Origin of the sequence: Halobacillus aidingensis, from assembly GCF_900104185.1 — a bacterium.
GTDB classification, from domain to species: Bacteria; Bacillota; Bacilli; order Bacillales; family Halobacillaceae; genus Halobacillus; species Halobacillus aidingensis.
Map to the genome: position 1 here is coordinate 14,918 of NZ_FNIZ01000016.1, position 17,267 is coordinate 32,184.

A 17,267-nucleotide genomic window follows, 5' to 3' on the forward strand; every position below is an offset into this window, starting at 1 on the left:
TAAACACACCCCGCACATTATCTACAAATTTCCTATTGGTTTTTGACGGAAAACGTAATAGAATAAATAGTGTTGCATAATTATTCTCAACTATTTATAAATAAAACAGATAACGTCAGGAGAGATTTTGGATGAAAGCGAAAGACTTTAGTGCATCTTCCCATTTAAAGTTCATTATTCCATCCTTGATCGGGATTTTCCTATTCATGTTTCCGATCTTCGGAGATGACGGTGCCGTTACCATTCCAATCGCCATTCTTGCGGGTTGGGTGGAGACATGGCTTGCCGATTATTTATCTTTGATCATGATGATCATTATTTCTATTACCGCCATTGGAACAGTCATAGCGAAGGCAGCTGGAAAAGAAGCCCTGAGTGGCTCGCCATTTTTCCAGTCTTTATTTAATGTCCCACCAGTATGGGTGGTTACTCGCCTTTTAGGTATGATTTTCGCCATCATGGTTTACTTTCAAATCGGCCCTGAAGCGATTACCAGCGCAAACACAGGCGGTCTGCTTCTCGACTCCCTACTGCATGTTCTATTTGCTGTTTTTCTATTTGCAGGTTTGTTTTTACCCCTGCTTCTGAACTATGGACTGCTTGAACTGTTCGGGGTCATCTTAACTAAAATCATGCGTCCGCTTTTCCGCCTTCCGGGACGTTCTTCCATTGATTCTTTAGCCTCCTGGTTAGGAGATGGAACCATCGGTGTCCTTCTTACGAGTAAACAATACGAAGAGGGTTATTATACGAAGCGTGAAGCAGCTGTTATCGGGACAACCTTTTCCGTTGTATCCATTACCTTCAGCCTTGTAGTCATTCAAGAGGTCGGTCTTGGCGATATGTTCGGTCAGTTTTACTTAACCGTAGCGATTGCAGGCTTCATTGCCGCATTGATCATGCCGAGAATCCCCCCTCTTTCTAGAAAAGCAGATACGTATGTAACGGAAGAACCAAGTGATAAAAAAGAAGAAGTGCCAGAACATCACAACTTGATTACCTACGGCTATACAAAAGCCGTAGAACAAGGCAGCAAAGCGAGTGGGGTCGCTAACTTCCTGAAGCAAGGATTCCAGAACATCCTGGATATGTGGATGGGTGTAGCTCCAATCGTTATGGCGCTGGGTACCATTGCACTCGTCATTGCCGAATTCACTCCATTTTTCACATGGATCGGCATGCCGTTCATTCCACTTCTTGAACTGATGCAGGTGCCTTATGCACAGGAAGCATCTGAAACCATCCTTGTTGGTTTCGCGGACATGTTCCTTCCTGCGATTATCGGATCCTCTATCGAAAGTGAAATGACCCGTTTTATCATTGCATCTCTATCTGTAACTCAGTTGATTTATATGTCTGAAGTCGGTGGTCTATTGCTAGGGTCTAAAGTTCCAGTCAATATCAAAGACCTTTTCATCATCTTCCTTCTAAGGACAATCATCACGTTGCCGATCATTACGCTAATCGCTCATCTATTGTTCTAAAGCAAAAGCACTTCCTCCAACGAGGAAGTGCTTTTTATATCCAATCAAATCCCCATCCCTTATTGTAGTAAATGGCAGGAGTGTGGAAGACTCAGTTTCGAGACTTTTGTGTAAGTGGATGGGGCTGCGGGGAATGGCTCGCTTTCCGCGGGAGCGCGGTGAGCCTCCTCGGACTGCGTCCTGCGGGGTCTCACCATGCACTTTTTTCCCGCAGGAGTCTCCCCATTCCCCTCCGCCCTTTACCTTGTAAGTGTCTCGAAACCACTTCTCAGAAACTCTGCTTGTATGCTCAAGTCAATGGGATAATATAAACGATTCCCAGTGATCATTTCGAGCATGAAAGCTTGATGTAGAGCGCTTTATACTTCTAAAAGTGGGATGGTGGAAGACAATCCAACTTGGTAAAGGGGTTCGTTTCTCACATACATCGAATGGGGTGGTTGGGAAGTTGCGAGACTCCCGTGGGAGAAAGGAGATAGGCGAGATCCCACAGGGCGGTAGCCCGAGGAAGCTCGCCACTCCCCCACAGGAAAGCGAGTGGCTTCCCGACCACCCCTGCCTCCAAATACGGCAAACGAACCCCGGATTATCTCGAAACTGAGTTTTTCACAAACGGGAGCTTATATGGAAAAACCGCTAAGCTTTGGGGGGCTTAGCGGTTTTTTAGGAGTTCGAGCATTTTTTGTGCGGTTGACAGGCTGGACTGTGGGTTTTGTCCGGTGACGAAGGGATCGTCGCTGACGACGTGATCAGAGTAGGCCTCACCAGGATCAAACTCTGCCCCCGCATCCTTCAACCGATCTTCGAGCATAAAAGGAACGATGGAATCGAGTCCGGTATCTTTTTCTTCTTCATTCGTAAAGCCGGTGATTTTCTTACCTTCTACGAGGGGGCGGCCATTATGGTCTTCTACTCCTACAAAACCAGCAGGCCCATGACATACAGCACCTATGACTTTTCCTTCTGTTAAAAAGTGTCGGAGTAATTCTTCCAGTTCATCATTTTCCGGGAAGTCGACCATCGTTCCGTGTCCTCCGCAAAGAAAAATCCCTGCAAATTCTGTTGGGTCTACTTCGGCTAGGGGTACCGTTTTATTTATTGGTTCCATGACCCCGTCCCAAACCTTTGGCAGTCTATTGCTATAGCTGTTCGGGTCTATGGGAGGACGACCTCCTTCGGGACTTGCTGCTATGACTTCATAACCTGCTTCCTGGAATTCGGTTGCAGGCTCGACAAATTCTTGAAGCCACAATCCTGTTTCATGTTTTCCGTCCAATTGGTCCGCATTCGTCACAATCATTAATATCTTTTGATCCATGATCAGCAACCTCCTTGTACATATCCCTCCTATTATTTACAAATGAAGTCATTTCAATCCCAATACTTTCTTCATCCAAACCTGCTGCAATTGAGTTTCGAACCCTTCTTGCTTCAATGCTTCATAGGCTGGGCTTATTTCAGGTATATTGAAAGCAGTGATGATGGCATTCGGACAACTTGAACGAAGGGTTTTCAGACATTGCCTCCCCTTGTTTTCAGACTGTAGCTGAAATAATGTGATCCGCCCCTTATCATTCCGAGTGAAGACCAAGCCCCCGAAGGTTGCTTCACCATCCGTGACTTTGAAAAATTCCCCCTTTTCGATGGAGAAAGGTTGATTCTGCCACGGGTATCCCCCTTTGGACATTTGCTCCTTCCATTCACGTTCATCCATGGATTCTAAACGGTTCAGGCGTTCTCCTCTGTTGCCTCCAGGTGTGGATCTCATAATATGTAAATGATCCACGATCTGATATCCATACGCTTCGTATAAAGCAATAGCGGATTGGTTTTCTGATAGCGCTTCTAATGTAGCTACAGAGGCGTTTTCTTTTTCATACATAGATAAAGAGGAGTGAACCAGCAAGCGCCCCACTCCTCTTTTACGATACGAAGGGTGTACAGCTGTCCCTCCGTTGTATGCCGTTTTTATTCCGTCGATTTCTTGGATGCCATTCAAAACGATCCCTACAGGCTTTTCCCTATCGTACACGATAAATGAATAAGCCGGAGACAATCGTTTAGAGCTCATCATTTTTAAAAATCCATCCAACTCCATTTGAATTTGGACCGAGTAATCTTGAAACCCCTCATTCCATGATGTAAGAGCATCTTCAAACGAACAATTCTTCATAGAGATGATTTCCATAAGGCTTCCCCTCCTATTATTTCTACTTAAACATTCTCTATAGAGGAGAGAATCCCTTCTTAAGACTGAAAGGAAGAATCTTTATGATTGACCCGGTGCCACCATTTTTTCAAGAGCTGTATGCGCCCCTCTATAAATGGCTGCGTCAACGTGCGGATGATTCCGCTCGATAACACATACACAATCGCCGCAGCTACGATAGCAAGACCTAAGACATCAAACACGTGGTCGACTTTGAACCAATCGGCCTGGCGGAAAAACTGGATGAAGAACCCATGCAGCAAGTAAACATATAATGTCCTTCCACCAAGGTATGTTAACCGGTATTGGGTATTCGGAACCCATGCAAAAACACTAATAGTCATAACGGCTGCAAGCACATAAACACCTAGACGGAACACGCCTCCCATTTCAGGGCTCCCAAGCACCTCATACGATTTAGATCCGAGCAGCCAGCCTGAGCTGAATTCTGGAAATAGAGCGATGACGGAGGCAACGATCGCCATCACGACAAGGCTTGCTTCTTTCACCCGACGTGTTCTCCATTTGTGTACATGTTCTTTCGTCAACCAATAACCCACAAGGAAAAATGGGAAGAAAACGAACGTCCGGGACAAACTGAAATGATGCCCGATGTCACTGAAGTACCCGACGAGCACCCCGATTTGCACGGCTATGGCCACTCCAAGGAATGGAGGAATCTTTTTGAACCAATAAAGCAGGATATGCCAGCAGAACAAACTGAACAGAAACCATAGAGACCAGTGTGGATAGAAGATCCCGCTTAAGGTCGCTCCTTTTCCGATGAAGAAATAGTATCCCGTATAAACGAGTTGAAAAATGAGATAAGGCAAGATCAATTTTTTAGCTAATTGTAAGATGTAGTCTTTTTCCCCTGATCCTTTCGCAAAGAACCCAGCAAGAAAGATGAATGCAGGCATGTGGAACGTATAAATCCAAGTATATAATGTGTACATCGGCCTTGATCCGTCTGTAAACGGCTGAATGATGTGACCAAAGACGACGAGAAAAATCAGTACGAGCTTGGCATTATCAAAAAAGGCATCACGTTTCATGTTGTCTCACCCTTCATTATCGATTAAACCTCTACCTCATGTTTACCACATTCCTGTGCTTTTTAAGGCACTTTTATTCATTTTTAAACCATATGTAAACCAATTGTTATCTTTTGTTATGAATTGTTATGGCTGAAAAAGAGACACCCTCTACGGATGCCTCACTACAATCATTTAAAGTCGATGGCCCATGAACCTTTACGGAAGATCGCTTCAAATTCCCCTTCTTTTGTTTCACCGTCAATGTCCAACTCCTTGGAACCCATCATAAAATCTTCATGAATCAAGCTGTCATTGACCCCATGGGACTCCATCTGTTCTTTATTAAAGGAAGATCCCCCACGGATATTGGTCGGGTAAGCTTTTCCTAAAGCCAGATGACAGGAAGCATTTTCATCATAAAGCGTGTTGTAAAAAATGTGCCCTGACTTAGAAATTGGAGATTCATTCGGAACAAGAGCAACCTCTCCAAGACGTTTGGCTCCATCATCACTTTCAAGCAGATGTTTTAAAGTCTCTTCTCCAGATTCAGCTTGATAGTCAACGACTTTTCCATTTTCAAACGTCAGTGTGAAGTTTTCAATCAGGTTCCCTCCATAATTGAGAGGTTTCGTACTTGTGACTTTTCCTTGGACCCCTGTTTTGTGAGGCATTGTGAACACTTCTTCGGTCGGAATGTTCGGATTGAATTCCGTCCCTTTCTCTGAAGTCGTTGAACCACCATGCCAAATGTGGTTCTGGACGAGTTCGATCGACAACTCTGTGCCTGGTGCCTTATAGTGAAGCTTTTTGTATTGTTTCTGATTCAAGTATTCTCGAGCCTGCCGAAGCTTTTCGTTATGATCTTCCCATGCTTTGATCGGATCTTCCTGATCGATGCGAGTGATATGGAAAATTTGTTCCCATAATTTATCCTGCGCTTCTTCAGGCGAATGATCTGGAAATACTTTTTGAGCCCATGCTTCCTGCGGGTAGGCAATGATCGACCATGTGGTTTTATCGTTCATAATATAGTCTCTATACTTCGTGAGAGCTTCTCCACTTGCTTTATTCGCCTTCGCAATCCGCTCCGAATCGATGCCCTTGAATAAATCAGGATTCGGGCCATAAATGGATAAAAGCGCATACCCATCCTTGACCATCTCTTCCAGGCCTTCTGCTTTCCACTTAGGGAAATTCTCAAGCACTTCCATAGGAGCGTTCTTCATTTTCATAAAACTGAGAACTTCATCATTCCATTCCAAGTGGACATTCTTCGCTCCTCTGCCATAAGCTTTAGCTGAGATGGTGCGGACGAGCTCAGCCGCTTCAATGGGAGCATTGATGATTAATCCTTGTCCTCTTTGGAGATTCACACCTTTTTTTAAAGCAAGATCTGCATACTTTTCTAATTGTTTCTGATGTTTACTCAATGTCTAACCCTCCAACTTCTTCATTATCTGTCTATTATTTCATATCCTGGTCTTGTTTCCTAGAACGAACGTCTTCATGATTTATCTTTGAACATTTCAATTGCTCGTTCTCTCATCGTTTTATGGTCGACGATCGGTTCTGGATAGTCTTCTCCGATGATACATCCCGCTTCCTGCTGCTCTTCTTCTGTCATTTTAGATGGTTCATGTATGTGTTTCTTTTTCACGTTTTCAAGTTCAGGAAGCCATTCTTTTATAAAACGACCATGGGGGTCGAAACGCTCGGACTGCCGCGTCGGGTTGAAAACCCGGAAGTACGGGACAGGATCGGTGCCCGTAGAGGCAGCCCATTGCCATCCCCCAATATTTGAAGCGGGATCATAATCCACGAGCCGTTCTGAAAAGTATCGTTCCCCTTCCCGCCAATCCATAAGCAGGTCTTTCGTTAAAAATGAAGCGACCGCCATGCGCAGGCGATTATGCATCCATCCTGTTTCGTTCAATTGACGCATGGCTGCATCGATAAGCGGAAATCCTGTCTGACCCTCTTTCCATTTTTCAAGCAATTCATCATCATTGTTCCACGGAATCCCTCTGTATTTTTCCACCATTTCTGTAGAATTAGCATCAGGAAGGTAATGGTAAATCATGTTGTAAAAATCCCGCCAGGCAAGCTCCGAGATGTACGTATCCACCCCGGAGGTGTTTTTCCTAAAATCGACTTCCTCTTCAATTTTGTGATAGATGGTTCTGATGGATATCGCCCCTGTACGTAGAAAACGAGACATTAGACTCGTCCCATCGATGGCAGGAAAATCTCTTCGCTCATCATAGTCGTAAATGTCCTCATCCAGAAAATGTTCCAGTTGTTTTAACGCATCTTTTTCTCCGACGCGTTCATACGCGTCACCTGTTTTTTTGATCAAATCATCATATGCTTGCTGGCCATTAGAAAATGCCTCCCGCTCATCAATGGCTACAAGTGATAATTTATCGAGGTCCACCCTTTGAATGGCCGGCTTCTGAAGCTGCTTCCATTTTTTAAGATAAGGGGAAAAAACTTTGTAGAACCCTCCATCGTTTTTCTTCACTTCATCGGCCCCGTGAAGATGATGATCGATGTAAGAATAGACTTCCACTTCATGATCACTTAAGTATTCGGTCATCGATTCATCGCGCTCTTTTCCAAATCCGACTTCATCTCTATTGAAATAAACCATCTCCACATTCAAATCGTCGATAAGATGTCGGAACGCTTCTTCCGTCTCTCCATGAATGAAATGGATAGGAGCCTTCAATTCCTCTGCCCTGTCTACGTGACTCTTTAAAGTTTGGAAAAAATAATCATGTCTCGATGTAAATGATTCATTCAATGATGGATGGATATGAAAAAACAGCACGATTTGATCGTCGTCTTTTGTATGTTCCAACGCTTTGGCTAAAGCGGTGTGGTCATTCAACCTTAAATCTCTCCTAAACCATACAGCTCTCCTTGTCATCCTTCCCCCTCCTTCATTCCTTACCCTTCCTTTTTACTTGTGGATATAAACTACCGATAACCACTTATCCACATGTGGACAATTTCCCGTGAAGTCTTATGCTCTTTTATCAGCGAAAGGCATCCTTAAATCGGATTCCCCTTCGCTCAAAAAAGAGCTGACCAGCATCCTGGTCAGCTCCTCCTCTTTATTCGAAGTTTTTGAGTAGGGTTGCCATTTCGATGGCTGCAGTAGCTGCTTCCCAGCCCTTGTTCCCTGCCTTCGTACCCGCGCGCTCAATCGCTTGCTCGATGGTGTCTGTCGTGATGACTCCGAAGATGACCGGAATGCCACTTTGCTGTGAGGCCTGCGATACACCTTTGGCCGCTTCATTACATACATAATCGAAGTGTGGGGTAGAGCCGCGAATCACCGCTCCAAGTGTAACGACAGCATCGTATTTTCCTGAGTTCGCCATTTTGCTCGCCACCAGTGGGATTTCGAAAGCTCCTGGTACATAAGCAACTTCAACGTCATTCAATTCAATACCATGACGCTTGAAAGCATCAACTGCCCCTTCATATAACTTTCCTGTAATGAAATCGTTGAAACGACCTACAACGATCCCTACTTTTAATCCTGTGCCTACGAGATTACCTTCTAGCGTTTTTACCATGTTTTCTTCATCCCTTCTAGTAGTGAAATAAGTGTCCCATTTTCGATTGCTTTGTTTTTAAATATCTTTCATTTTCCTCTCTGGATTCCATTTGGATTGGAACGCGATCCACGACTTCCAATCCAAAACCTCCAAGGCCGGAGATCTTTTTCGGATTGTTTGTGAGAAGCCGAAGCTTTGTAATTCCGAGATCTTTGAGGATTTGTGCTCCTACTCCGTAATCTCTTAAGTCAGGACCGAAGCCCAGCTTTTCATTCGCTTCTACCGTATCTAAACCTTCTTCCTGAAGTTTGTATGCTTGAAGTTTGTTCATGAGTCCGATGCCACGACCTTCCTGTCTCATATACAAAAGGACGCCGCTTCCGTTCTCAGAGATCTGTCTCAGCGCATTGTGAAGCTGCGGACCACAGTCACAGCGGTAAGAACCGAACACATCTCCTGTCAAACATTCAGAGTGGACACGGACAAGCATCGGTTCATCCGGGTTGATTTCCCCTTTGACCAGCGCGATATGATCTTTGAAATCAATATCGTTGGAAAAACCGATCGCACGGAAATCACCGTATTCGGTGGGCATTTTCACTTCCACTTCGCGTTTAACATGGTTCTCTTTTTTATGACGGTATTGGATAAGGTCTGCAATCGTGATCATTGGAAGATCAAACTCATCCGCCATTTTTCTAAGGTCAGGTACACGCGCCATCGTTCCATCGTCTTTGATGATTTCACAAATGACACCAGCCGGACGTGCTCCAGCAAGTTGAGCAAGATCTACAGACGCTTCTGTATGCCCCGCTCGACGCAGGACGCCGCCTTCTTTCGCAATTAAAGGAAAGATATGTCCAGGTTTCTGAAAGTCCGCTGCTGTCGTTTCCGGATTCAACATTTCCTTAATCGTCAATGCCCTTTCGTCTGCAGAGATCCCCGTCGTTGTATCCTTGTGATCGATACTTACGGTAAAGGCCGTCTGATTGGGATCCGAATTGTTATCGACCATAGGTACAAGTTCTAAGTCCTGTGCAAGGTCGTTCGTAATGGGAGCGCAGACAAGCCCTCGACCATGCTTGATCATGAAATTGATCATTTCAGCGGAAGCATACTCAGCAATCCCTATTAGATCACCTTCATTCTCACGATCCTCGTCATCACATACAATGACGAGTTTCCCCTGTTTTAAATCTTCAATCGCTTTTTCAACTGAATCAAACATCATTTCACCCTCTTATGCAAAGCCGTTGTCGGAAAGAAACTGTTTGGACAGTCTCGACTTCGGCTCTTCTTTATTTTGTCCGCTCAAAAAATGAGCTACATATTTCCCGATCATGTCGCACTCAATATTGACACTGTCTCCAGGTCCTTTTGCGCCGAGCACCGTGTGCTCCATCGTATGAGGAATAAGTGAAATCGTCACTCTGGAGTCATCGACACCAAACACAGTCAGGGAAGTGCCGTCCACAGCGATGGAACCTTTATAAACGAAATATTGGATAAGTTCTTCAGGTAGCTCAATTTCATAATAAACGGCATTGGATTCAGGCTTTTTTGAAACGATTTTACCGGTTCCATCAATATGCCCGGATACTAAATGGCCACCAAAACGCCCGCCTGCAGCCATCGCCCGTTCTAAGTTCACCGGGTCCCCCTGCTGTAGTTCATGAATGTTCGTAGCTCTGTAAGTTTCTGGCATGACGTCAAAAGAGACCGTCTCTCCCGTAAAGTTTGTTACAGTCAGACACACGCCATTAACGGAAATACTGTCGCCTAATTTGACGTCTGTTAAAATTTCTTTAGCTGAAAGGTTCACTTCGAGTGCTTCTGTTTTATTTTTTACTGACTTTAATGTTCCTATTTCTTCAACAATCCCAGTAAACATTAAGATTCTCCTTTTTTAACGGAAACAATTTTAATGTCATCCCCTATTTTTTCAATCGAGACGATTTCAAAGGAGCTTACATTCTTTAGCTGTTGTATTCCTTTTCCGCCCACTGGCGTCAAGGCTTCTTTTCCACCGATTAACTTAGGTGCCATATACGTCACGGTTTCATCGACTTTCCCCGCGCGTACGAACGCATCAGCAATCGTCGCTCCTCCTTCAACTAGCAAAGAAGTGACTTTTTGTTCTCCTAAATAACGGAGAACTTCTTCTATGGAAACTTGTTCACCATGAAGCGGGATGATGGTGACATGTTGATAGTTTTCAAAGGTATCCATAGCTTCTTTCTTCACATGATCCCCTACGAAGATCCATGTTGGTGCCGAGTCGTCCTGGATCAATTGAGAGGAAGGCGGCATTCTGAGATGGGTATCAAGCACGACCCTTATCGGGTGGCGGCCTTCCCCCTCTATTCGAGTCGTCAATTTAGGGTTATCCATCAGCACCGTGTTGATTCCGACTAAGATCGCATCTGAGCGGTGTCTATAGTGGTGACCATCCAGGCGTGCTTCTTCACCTGTAATCCACTGACTCTCACCTGTAGAGGTTGCAATCTTCCCATCAAGGCTCATAGCCGTCTTCAAACGGACATAGGGCTCTTTCTTTTGAATGAAATGAAAAAAAGGAGTATTGAGCTCATCGGCTTCTTTTTTCAACACCTCTGTCTTCACCTCAAGACCATGCTCTCTCATCATTCGAATTCCTCTGCCGGATACTTTAGGATTGGGGTCATTGGATGCAACTACCACTCTTTTTATTCCAGCTTCGATGACAGCTTCTGCACATGGGGGGGTCTGCCCATGGTGACTGCACGGTTCAAGCGTGACATAAATCTCTGCACCTTTAGCCTTCTCTCCTGCCATACGAAGGGCATGGACTTCGGCATGAGGTTCGCCTGCCTTGATGTGAACGCCTACTCCTACGATCTGATTATGCTTAACAACAATGGCAGCGACGGAAGGATTCGGACTTGTCTGCCCAACCGTTTCCCGCGCCATGTCTATCGCAATTCTCATGTATCTTTGATCTCGATCCAAGACCTTCACCACCGTTTCCGTATGCTTAAGAAAAAATAAAAAAACCCTGAAGAAGACAGACTTCTCCAGGGTCGTTGAACGTAAATCGCATACACTTAAAAAAGGGTACACGTAATGCTCTAATTTTTGTACCTTTACGTTTCTACAACCTTCTCCCATCCAGACTTTAACTGTCGGCTTTGGAGTTTCACCAAATCAGGGAGAACCGTGCCTAACACTGATTCTCCGTCGCGGGCTAGGAGCAACATGCTCATTACCGCCGGCTGGGACTTTCACCCGACCCCGAAGGTTTTCAATATACGATTATCTCTTACATCCTAAATATATAGGAAATGACGGGAAAGTGCAATTCTAAGAACTCGTATCCTTTTCATTTTTCAACCCGATCCCTATTGTAAAAAATGATAAAATCGGATAAGATAGATTACATTAGGAAAACGTTTGCACAAAACTGTGCACAAACTCATATACAGCAATATTTTTGAGATAGCTTGTAATGGAATCAAGTTTTTATTTTTATACAAGTGCGCAATCGGTTGCATCTGCCTGTGACAGGCATCTATAAACGTAACGAAATGAGGCGAATACTATGGAACGTGTATGGTGGAAGGAAGCGGTTGGATATCAAGTCTATCCTCGTAGTTTTCAAGATTCGAACGGTGACGGAATCGGTGATTTGCAAGGAATGATCGACAGACTTGATTATCTAAAAGAAATGGGCATTGATTTTATTTGGATCTGCCCGATGTACAAGTCTCCTAAAGACGATAATGGCTATGATATCTCCGATTACCAGGACATATTAGAGGAATTCGGGACGATGGAAGATTTCGATCGTTTGCTTCAGGAAGTACACAAACGTGACATGAAGCTGATCATAGACCTTGTTCTCAACCACACGAGTGATGAACACCCATGGTTTATTGAATCAAGAAGCTCTAAAGACGATCCGAAGCGTGACTGGTACATTTGGCGTGACGGGAAAAACGGTGGAGAGCCAAACAACTGGGAAAGTATCTTTGATGGTTCTGCCTGGCAGTACGATGAAAAAACAGATCAATATTATTTGCACGTGTTCTCCACAAAGCAGCCGGATTTGAACTGGGAAAATCCTGATGTTCGTGAAGCGTTATATGATACCGTCAACTGGTGGTTGGAAAAAGGAATTGATGGCTTTCGCATCGATGCCATCAGTCACATTAAGAAACGGCCGGACTTTCCGGATATGCCAAATCCGAAGAAAGAAAAGTACGTCTCCTCTTTCGATATGCACATGAACCAGGAAGGCATCCATGAATTTTTACAAGAGTTCAAAGACGAAACGTACAGCAATTATGACGTCATGACGGTCGGCGAAGCAAATGGTGTCAGTGCCGATGAGGCTGATCTTTGGGTCGGAGATAACGGGAAAATGGATATGATTTTCCAATTCGAACACTTGGATCTTTGGGATCAGGATGCAGAACAGCAGCTGGATATCCCAGGATTGAAAAAAGTCCTCACACGCTGGCAGAAAGCTTTGGAAGGTGACGGATGGAACGCTTTGTTCGTAGAAAACCACGATAAAGCCCGTGTTGTATCTACGTGGGGCGACGACGAAGTCTACTGGCGCGAGAGTGCAACATCCATTGCAACGATGTATTTCTTCATGCAAGGAACACCCTATATCTATCAAGGACAGGAAATCGGCATGACAAATATGGCCTTCCCTTCTATTGAAGATTATGATGATGTCGCAGCGAAGAATTTGTACAAGGCGAAGAAAGAACAAGGCATGTCCCATGATGAGATCATGCAGATTCTTTGGAATACCTCCCGGGATAACAGTCGTACGCCTATGCAATGGAGCCGTGAAGAAAACGCTGGATTCACGAGCGGCACGCCATGGATGAAAATCAATCCGAACTACAAAGCAATCAACGTCGCAGACCAACAGGACGATCCCCATTCGATTCTGAATCATTATAAAGAGATGGTTCGTCTGAAGAAGCAGCATGATCTGTTCACATATGGTACGTATGAGCTGATTCTTCCAGAGGACAAACAGATTTATGCTTATACGAGAACGCTTGGTGACAAAACCGCTTTAGTGATTACAAACTTGACGAAAAATGCAGCAGCATTCACATCCTCTTATACACTGAACTCGGAGGATTTAATCCTGTCAAACCTAATTGTTGATAAACATGTGGATGTAAAGAGTTTTACGCTTAAGCCTTTTGAAGCACGTGTTTACTTATTAAACCAATAAATCACATGTCTTCATCCGCTTGATGAGAACTAAAAAGGACGGCTACCTTGTGAGTGCCGTCCTTTTTGTCATGTAGTAATGCTTGTATCTGCTTCCATTTCAAGTTCAACGTTACCTTGAATGGCTTTTGAAATCATGCAGCTTTTTTCAGCTTTTTCAACGAGGCGGTTCAGTTTGGATAAATCTTTTTCATCCGCTTCCGCGTGCAGGACCACTCTCGGTCTGTGGATGATCTTTTGATAGGTGAAGACTCCATCGGTAACATCCACTATTCCTTCTGACTGCATGTCCATTTCTTTCAGAGGTAGTTCTGCCCTTTCAATCATAGCAGCGAGACTGATGATATAGCAGGTGGCCGCCGCTCCAAGGAGCATTTCATCTGGGTTCGTACCCACATCTGGACCATCCATCTCTTTCGGAATCGATATTTTCGTTTTCAGTTTTCCTGATTCGATATGACCGACTTCATTTCTTCCTCCTGGCCAGTCGGCTTTTAAGTGAAAATGATGCAAAGCCATGGTGTCACTCTCCTTCTTTATTTTTCCATAGAAAGGAACTCATATTGTCCCCCATTCGTTGCTTGCATGAACGTGTGCTTCTTTTTGAAGCCTACACGCTCGTAAACAGCAATGGCACGTTTATTGAATGTAGCAACAGAAAGTGTAAAAGCACGCGCTTGATACCTCTCGGTCGCAAAGCAGAGACAAGATTGAACGAAACTTTCCCCTTGCCCTCTACCTGCTTCATCCGGGCGCATCCCTAACCCCAGGTCAACGGCGGGATGATTTTTCAAGTCCACCGTTAGGAAGCCGATCAACTCCCCATCCTTATGGGCACTATACGTATGTGGGCTCCGCTTCTCCGGATTTATGAATAGCTCCAAATCGTCTTCGTCAGCCGTCATGTCATAAAAATCATAGGGGGCAGGATATTTCCAGCCTGCCATTTCTTCTGCTTCCTGTTGGGTGGTGGGTGTCCATTGAATTTTCAAGATTCCTGCTCCCAATCTTTTTTGAAGCGGGACATTTTCACCTGCAGCTGCTCAATCATGTCCAAAACGCGATTGAAATCTTCGATATCCACATCTTCTGCATCCATGCTGGACACGACTTGATTAAGCATTTGGATTCTATTTTTTATATAATGAAACTGTTGTGAAGGATGTTGAGCTGCCTTACCCATTTGTAAGCCCTCCTTTATTTTCCTCTCCTCTCATCTTAACTTGCTCATAAGGAAAGTAAAAGATTTTGCCCATAAGAAAAGCTGTGGCGAAGGCCACAGCTTTTTTATTAAGCTTCTTCCACTTCTTTTTTATCGGATAAGAACCATCCAAGTACTGCGATAAGGACAAGGACAGAATAGAAGATGATTTTCCATAAAGCTGAATGAGCGAAGTGTTCATCTAAAATTTGTATATTCGGGTGTGCAAGTGTAGATACAACCAATTTCACACCGACCCAGCCGACAATGACAAAAGCGGCTACTTCTAAACCTGGACGGGATTTCAGTAGTTTAACAAAGTATCCAGCTGCAAAACGCATAATGATAATTCCGATCATACCACCAGTGAGAATGACGGCGAATTGTGCGCCATCCAAGCTTCCGACTTCCGGTAAATCTGTTTCAGGCAAAGCGACAGCAAGAGCGACAGCAGCCAATATAGAATCTACGGCGAAAGCCAAGTCGGCAAGCTCTACTTTAAGGACAGTAGCCCAAAAGCCTTTACCTCGCTGATTTCCTGCATCTTCTTCCATTTCTTCTTCATAATCATCCCCTTTGGTCCGCCACCGATCAAAGAGGTGTTTTCCTGAGATGAAGAGTAAGTACGCGGCCCCCAATGCTTGAACCTGCCATACGTCTACAAGGAAGGAAATGATGAACAGAGATCCGAATCTAAGTATAAATGCACCAGCTAAACCGTAAAATAACGCCTTTTTCCTTTTTTCTTCCGGCAGGTGTTTGACCATAATCGCTAGTACAAGAGCGTTGTCTGCGGCAAGAATCCCTTCCAAACCGACAAGCACGATCAAAACCCAACCGTATTCAATCAATAATTGAGCATCCAATTCTATTCTCTCCTTTTCCATAAAAAATGGTCCCCACCACTATGGTAAGGACCAAAAGAATAGACCTTTACCACAGTGGGTAAAGGTCTCGCTAACAACTTCCGTTGCCAATAAAGCCGGGGAATGTTTCCCGAAATGACGACTTTATTGTCCCAGCTACTCCCCTTTAGGAATGCTACATCTATCCTTCATCATAGCACGCAACGATGTTTTGTCAACGACTTTCCTGCCCACTTTATAGAATAATTTTAGTATGAGAACAGGAAGGTTTCCTTATGCAACATTGAACGGACGTTTGAGCTATTCGCGTCTTCTGTTACTTTTCTGCCTTTTCTTCGAATAATCGGGCAATCTCGACAATGACCTGCGTCGCTTTTTCCATACTTTCAAGCGAAATATATTCATACTTCCCGTGAAAATTTTCACCTCCAGTAAATAGGTTTGGAGTCGGTAAACCCATATAGGAGAGCTGCGACCCGTCTGTTCCTCCCCTGATCGGTTTCACAAGTGGCTCTACTTCTTTATTCAGCATGGCCGCATGGGCGATATCTACAATATGTTTCACAGGTTCGATTTTATCCCCCATGTTGTAGTACTGATCTTCAATGGTGAGATCCACTCGTTTCATGCCATATTGTTCACGGATGGCTTCCGCTATTTGCTTCATCTTCTCTTTTTTCTGTTGGAACGCATCTTTGTCATGATCCCGAATCAAATAAGTCAATTCGGCTTTCTCTACGTCTCCCTGAATAGAGTGAAGATGGAAAAATCCTTCATATTCTTCTGTATACTCAGGAGCTTCTTGTTCAGGTAGTGATTCTTGAAAGGCCACCGCCAACTTGGCCGCATTCACCATTTTATTCTTAGCTGTACCCGGGTGAACGCTATGGCCGTGGAAGATCACCTTAGCTGTTGACGCATTGAAGCTCTCATATTGGAGTTCACCAAGCGGGCCACCATCGACCGTATAAGCATAAGACGCACCAAAACGTTCCACGTCAAATTTATGTGGGCCTCTGCCGATCTCCTCATCTGGTGTGAAAGCAACCCGAATTTTCCCATGCTTAATATCCGGGTTCTGAATCAAATAATTCAGTGCGGTCATGATTTCCGTAATTCCCGCTTTGTTATCCGCACCCAGTAGTGTCGTACCATCTGTCGTAATCAAGGTCTGTCCTTTATATGTAGGAAGTTCAGGAAACTCTTCCGGTGACAACACAACATCCTTGTTCAATTCAATAGCGCCACCGTCATAATTCTCTACCACTTGCGGGTTCACACCTGTCCCTGTAAAGTCTGTAGCTGTATCGATGTGCGCAAGAAAACCGATGACAGGAACATTTTTGTCCGTATTGGCTGGAAGGGTCGCCATCACATAGGCGTTGTCGTCGACTATGACCTCCTCCATTCCAATCTCCTTCAGTTCATCCACCAGTTTATTGGCAAGCTCCCATTGTTTTTCGGTAGAAGGAGTTGTCGGACTGTTTTCATCCGATTGCGTATCGATTTTCACGTAAGAAGTAAAACGTTCCAGTAATTCATTCTTCATTCAATTTCCTCCTCAAAATTCATGCTTCTTTTTTCAGTTTATTCTTACTAAGATTAAAAGTAAATGTATTGCTTCACCGGCAAACTTTGGTATTCTAAACATAGTAATTAAACTCTT

At 44.3% G+C, this 17,267-nt stretch carries 16 protein-coding genes and 1 riboswitch; of the genes, 2 read left to right on the top strand and 14 right to left on the bottom strand.

What is annotated here, in order from left to right; genetic code table 11:
• Window positions 1-131 precede the first annotated feature (131 nt).
• Complete coding sequence (locus tag BLS23_RS14475) at window positions 132-1,484, top strand: YjiH family protein (RefSeq protein ID WP_089653583.1); 1,353 nt, start codon at window positions 132-134, stop codon at window positions 1,482-1,484.
• A gap of 652 nt (window positions 1,485-2,136) precedes the next feature.
• Here the strand turns inward: BLS23_RS14475 and BLS23_RS14480 are convergent.
• The 9 genes from BLS23_RS14480 to ribD form a co-directional block, all read right to left on the bottom strand.
• A complete protein-coding gene (locus tag BLS23_RS14480; protein ID WP_208599188.1) occupies window positions 2,137-2,802 on the bottom strand; it encodes a type 1 glutamine amidotransferase domain-containing protein in 666 nt (221 codons plus the stop codon).
• Window positions 2,803-2,850: 48 nt separating this feature from the next.
• Window positions 2,851-3,672, bottom strand: coding sequence for a GNAT family N-acetyltransferase (locus tag BLS23_RS14485; protein ID WP_089653586.1), 822 nt, complete (start codon window positions 3,670-3,672; stop codon window positions 2,851-2,853).
• A 59-nt stretch (window positions 3,673-3,731) separates the two neighbouring features.
• Window positions 3,732-4,748: an acyltransferase family protein gene (locus tag BLS23_RS14490; RefSeq protein ID WP_089653589.1), complete on the bottom strand. Its 1,017-nt coding sequence runs from the start codon at window positions 4,746-4,748 to the stop codon at window positions 3,732-3,734.
• Window positions 4,749-4,918: 170 nt separating this feature from the next.
• Window positions 4,919-6,160: an aminopeptidase gene (locus tag BLS23_RS14495; RefSeq protein WP_089653591.1), complete on the bottom strand. Its 1,242-nt coding sequence runs from the start codon at window positions 6,158-6,160 to the stop codon at window positions 4,919-4,921.
• Window positions 6,161-6,234: 74 nt separating this feature from the next.
• Window positions 6,235-7,659: a cryptochrome/photolyase family protein gene (locus tag BLS23_RS14500; RefSeq protein WP_089653593.1), complete on the bottom strand. Its 1,425-nt coding sequence runs from the start codon at window positions 7,657-7,659 to the stop codon at window positions 6,235-6,237.
• A 187-nt stretch (window positions 7,660-7,846) separates the two neighbouring features.
• The gene (gene ribH / locus BLS23_RS14505) at window positions 7,847-8,314 is read right to left on the bottom strand and encodes a 6,7-dimethyl-8-ribityllumazine synthase (RefSeq protein ID WP_089653596.1); all 468 of its coding nucleotides are present in this window, start codon (window positions 8,312-8,314) and stop codon (window positions 7,847-7,849) included.
• Window positions 8,315-8,330: 16 nt separating this feature from the next.
• Window positions 8,331-9,524 (bottom strand): bifunctional 3,4-dihydroxy-2-butanone-4-phosphate synthase/GTP cyclohydrolase II, encoded by a 1,194-nt coding sequence (locus BLS23_RS14510; protein ID WP_089653599.1) that lies wholly within the window; start codon window positions 9,522-9,524, stop codon window positions 8,331-8,333.
• Window positions 9,525-9,536: 12 nt separating this feature from the next.
• Window positions 9,537-10,187, bottom strand: coding sequence for a riboflavin synthase (gene ribE / locus BLS23_RS14515; RefSeq protein WP_089653602.1), 651 nt, complete (start codon window positions 10,185-10,187; stop codon window positions 9,537-9,539).
• Window positions 10,187-11,263 (bottom strand): bifunctional diaminohydroxyphosphoribosylaminopyrimidine deaminase/5-amino-6-(5-phosphoribosylamino)uracil reductase RibD, encoded by a 1,077-nt coding sequence (gene ribD / locus BLS23_RS14520; RefSeq protein ID WP_143015285.1) that lies wholly within the window; start codon window positions 11,261-11,263, stop codon window positions 10,187-10,189. The genes ribE and ribD overlap by 1 nt, the downstream gene beginning before the upstream one ends.
• 164 nt (window positions 11,264-11,427) lie before the next feature.
• Window positions 11,428-11,578: riboswitch (FMN riboswitch) on the bottom strand.
• A gap of 295 nt (window positions 11,579-11,873) precedes the next feature.
• On the opposite strand from ribD, the gene BLS23_RS14525 reads away from it, so the two are divergent.
• Window positions 11,874-13,535, top strand: a complete 1,662-nt coding sequence (locus BLS23_RS14525) for a glycoside hydrolase family 13 protein (protein ID WP_089653604.1) — start codon at window positions 11,874-11,876, stop codon at window positions 13,533-13,535.
• A 68-nt stretch (window positions 13,536-13,603) separates the two neighbouring features.
• Here BLS23_RS14525 and BLS23_RS14530 read toward each other — a convergent pair whose 3' ends face one another.
• From BLS23_RS14530 to pepT, 5 genes are all read right to left on the bottom strand, one after another.
• The gene (locus BLS23_RS14530; protein WP_089653608.1) at window positions 13,604-14,053 is read right to left on the bottom strand and encodes an OsmC family protein; all 450 of its coding nucleotides are present in this window, start codon (window positions 14,051-14,053) and stop codon (window positions 13,604-13,606) included.
• 17 nt (window positions 14,054-14,070) lie between these two features.
• On the bottom strand, window positions 14,071-14,526 hold the full coding sequence (locus BLS23_RS14535; RefSeq protein ID WP_089653611.1) for a GNAT family N-acetyltransferase: 456 nt from the start codon (window positions 14,524-14,526) through the stop codon (window positions 14,071-14,073).
• Window positions 14,523-14,717, bottom strand: a complete 195-nt coding sequence (locus tag BLS23_RS14540; protein WP_089653614.1) for an SE1561 family protein — start codon at window positions 14,715-14,717, stop codon at window positions 14,523-14,525. The genes BLS23_RS14535 and BLS23_RS14540 overlap by 4 nt, the downstream gene beginning before the upstream one ends.
• 107 nt (window positions 14,718-14,824) lie before the next feature.
• Entirely contained in the window at window positions 14,825-15,601 is a 777-nt protein-coding gene (locus tag BLS23_RS14545) for a TerC family protein (protein WP_089653617.1), read from the bottom strand.
• A 316-nt stretch (window positions 15,602-15,917) separates the two neighbouring features.
• On the bottom strand, window positions 15,918-17,150 hold the full coding sequence (gene pepT / locus BLS23_RS14550; RefSeq protein WP_089653621.1) for a peptidase T: 1,233 nt from the start codon (window positions 17,148-17,150) through the stop codon (window positions 15,918-15,920).
• Window positions 17,151-17,267 lie beyond the last annotated feature (117 nt).